2 protein-coding genes are annotated in these 3,262 nt (G+C 42.6%); both read left to right on the top strand.

Annotation, left to right across the window (positions count from 1 at the left end):
* Positions 1–344 precede the first annotated feature (344 nt).
* Positions 345–2,630, top strand: a complete 2,286-nt coding sequence (locus JQC92_RS21565; protein WP_205001590.1) for a YgiQ family radical SAM protein — start codon at positions 345–347, stop codon at positions 2,628–2,630.
* Between the two features lie 14 nt (positions 2,631–2,644).
* Positions 2,645–2,980 carry a hypothetical protein gene (locus JQC92_RS21560; RefSeq protein WP_205001589.1) on the top strand — a complete coding sequence of 112 codons (336 nt, stop codon included), beginning with the start codon at positions 2,645–2,647 and terminating at the stop codon, positions 2,978–2,980.
* Positions 2,981–3,262: the final 282 nt, after the last annotated feature.

The raw sequence follows: 3,262 nt of genomic DNA, 5'->3' as shown, positions 1-3,262 counted from the left end.
GATATTGGGAAGAATTTTGGTCAAAGTTAGATCGATACGGTTTTCCTGTTACACATAATTTGTAACGAGTTTACCAACAAGCCTGAAACAAATAATTTAGACATTAATTAGACTGAACACCCACTCAAAGTATACAGCTTAGTCAGCAAATGGTGATGAAATTGATGCCAAAAATTCAGAAAATGTCACAAGAGTTTAGTGATAAATTAAAAGTCCACAGAAGTAAAACTCAAGAAAATTGATAGGCTGAATTAGCTAGACTAAGCTGCTTTCTGCTATAATGCGCTGTTTTTTATCAATGCAGCGCATTTTTTATGTCTGCTTCAGGCTACTACAGGTAACCCATGCAAGTTGAATCCACCTTATTTTCCTATAAAAAATACAGGGCTGAACATTTTGAATCGGCTCCGTTTTTACCTATGTCCAAAAAGGAAATGGATAAACTTGGCTGGGACAGCTGTGACATCATCATCGTGTCTGGTGATGCTTATGTCGATCATCCGAGTTTTGGGATGGCCGTCATTGGTCGTATGCTTGAGGCACAGGGTTTTCATGTGGGTATCATTGCTCAGCCTGATTGGAAGAGTAAAGACGCCTTTATGCAGTTGGGCAAACCGAATCTATTTTTTGGTGTGACCGCAGGTAACATGGATTCAATGATCAATCGCTATACCGCTGATCGACGCATCCGCACCGATGACGCTTATACACCTAATGATGAAGGCGGTAAGCGCCCTGATAGAGCAGTGACGGTGTATACCCAGCGTTGTAAAGAAGCGTATAAACACATTCCTGTAGTGATTGGTGGCATCGAAGCCAGTTTACGTCGTATTGCTCATTATGATTACTGGTCTGATACCGTGCGACAAAGCGTTATTTTTAACGCCAAGGCCGACATTCTGATTTACGGCAATGCTGAAAGACCACTCGCTGAAGTTGCACATCGTTTTGCGACAGGGCAAACCATAGATCGAATGCAAGACATTCGAGGTACTGCGGTCATTCGTAAAGAAGCCGTACATGAATGGAAAGGGGTGGATTCAAAAGAAATCGACCAACTGCATAAGATTGATCCGATCCCAAATCCTTACGGTGCTGATGATGTAGGTTGTGAAAAGCTATCCGGCCCAACAAATAAGAAAGTTTTTGATAATGATGCACCAAAGCCAATATCTGTCCAGCCTTCTCGTCCAAAACCATGGGAAAAAACGTACGTTTTATTGCCTGATTTCGAAAAAGTAAAAGTCGATAAATTCAAGTACGCACACGCATCACGCATTTTGCATCAAGAGCAAAATCCGGGTTGTGGACGAGCGCTGTTTCAAATGCATGGCGCTCGTGGTGTATGGGTAAACCCGCCTGCATGGCCACTGAATACCGATGAAATGGATGCGGTGTTTGATTTAGCCTACAAACGTGTGCCACACCCGTTTTACGGTAAAGCGAAAATACCTGCCTATGACATGATCAAAACTTCGATCAATATTATGCGTGGCTGTTTTGGTGGCTGCTCATTTTGCTCGATTACAGAGCATGAAGGCCGAATTATTCAAAGTCGCTCGCAAGAGTCCATCATCAAAGAAATTAAAGACATTCAGGACAAGGTACCGGGTTTTACTGGGGTGATTTCTGATTTAGGTGGCCCAACGGCAAACATGTATCGTTTGGGGTGTTCGAGCGAAAAAGCGGAAACCACCTGTCGTCGTTTATCGTGCGTATTCCCAAGTATTTGTGGTCATTTAAATACTGACCATAAACATACGATTGACTTGTATCGTGCAGCGCGTGATGTGCCGGGCATCAAGAAGGTGATGATTGCCTCTGGTGTGCGTTATGACTTGGCAACCGAAGACCCAAGATACGTTAAAGAATTAGTGCAACACCATGTCGGTGGCTACTTGAAGATTGCGCCTGAGCATACGGAAGAAGGCCCACTCAATAAAATGATGAAGCCGGGCATGGGCACCTACGATAAATTTAAAGAATTGTTTGATAAATATTCCAAGGAAGCGGGTAAAGAGCAGTATTTGATCCCGTACTTTATCTCTGCGCATCCGGGTACGAAAGATGAAGATATGCTGAATTTGGCGTTATGGTTGAAAGAACGCAAGTTTAAGTTGGATCAGGTACAAAACTTTTATCCGTCACCAATGGCTAATGCGACTACGATTTATCATACCGAATTAAACTCACTGAAAAACGTTAAAAAGGACAGTGAAGTGGTAACAGTCCCTAAAAAAGGGCGTCAACGTAAATTACATAAAGCCTTATTACGTTACCATGATCCAGCTGGCTGGCCACTGATTCGTGAAGCTTTGCGAGACATGAAGCGCGAAGACTTGATTGGTAACAGCCCACACCAACTAGTGCCTGCTGAAGGTCGTCACGAGCGTAATGCGATTGCCAAGCAAAAGGGTCAAAAAGCGAAGCCCGGTGAAAAAGGGTTAACGCGTTTTAGTGATAACCAATTTAAGAAAGGTCAGTCGCAAAAGCGTAGCAATGGTGCGAGTAGTGATTCAAAGAATAATGGTCAAAGCCGCAATAAGCCTAAAAGTTCTGGCCGTAAAGCACCGTTTGGTAAAAGTAAGCCATTTAAAAACAACAATAAACAGCGCAGTGCTGCAGGATAAGGATTTTTAGAAACATGAGTTTAGTGTGTTCCAATTGCAGTAAGACACTCAAAGTCACCAAAATTTCTGAGCAGCGAGGTGAAGGGTTAGCCACTGAAATCCGTTGTTACCACTGCGAGGCTTGGTTAGGTAAAAGTGTAAAAATTGCCAAATTAAAAATGTTCAGTTTTTATGCGATCATCCTGTTCGTTGCATTTGGGTACTTCTTGCCTGATTTCAAAGTCGCTGCGATTATTCTGAGTATTTTTTCAGGTATAGGCTTAATGATTAGCCACTTTATGGACCATTTATTTACCGTTGAACGGCCACCAGAAGAAGATGTTTCTGAAGAGTTGAGAAAGTATCGTTGATAGCGATACTTTAAAATAGTTATACCCATGATACTTGAAGATGCATGTTTCAGGACTTTTTCAGCGCCAATTCTTTGAGGCGCATTAGCGAAGGAATACCGGGATTCTTTCGAGCTAATGTAATAAAGAAGAATTGGCGCTGAGAAGTCCACGCAGTGTGAGTTGCACAGCTTGTTACTCTTCGTTGCCAGTGCTAACAATAGCTCACTATTGCCGCACACTGTCGCCTTGATTAACAAGTTGTGCATTCTCGCTGAAATCGAGCATCTTCAGGTATCATGG

This window comes from Parashewanella hymeniacidonis, assembly GCF_016900895.1.
In the GTDB taxonomy this organism is placed as follows: domain Bacteria; phylum Pseudomonadota; class Gammaproteobacteria; order Enterobacterales; family Shewanellaceae; genus Parashewanella; species Parashewanella hymeniacidonis.
Note: the sequence above shows the minus strand (reverse complement) of the source record. Positions and strands in the feature narration are given on the sequence as shown.

Excerpts from the sequence above, each read along its gene's own strand:
- JQC92_RS21565 (WP_205001590.1), top strand. The coding sequence starts at position 345 with ATGCAAGTTGAATCCACCTTATTTTCCTATAAAAAATACAGGGCTGAA.
- JQC92_RS21560 (WP_205001589.1), top strand. The coding sequence starts at position 2,645 with ATGAGTTTAGTGTGTTCCAATTGCAGTAAGACACTCAAAGTCACCAAA.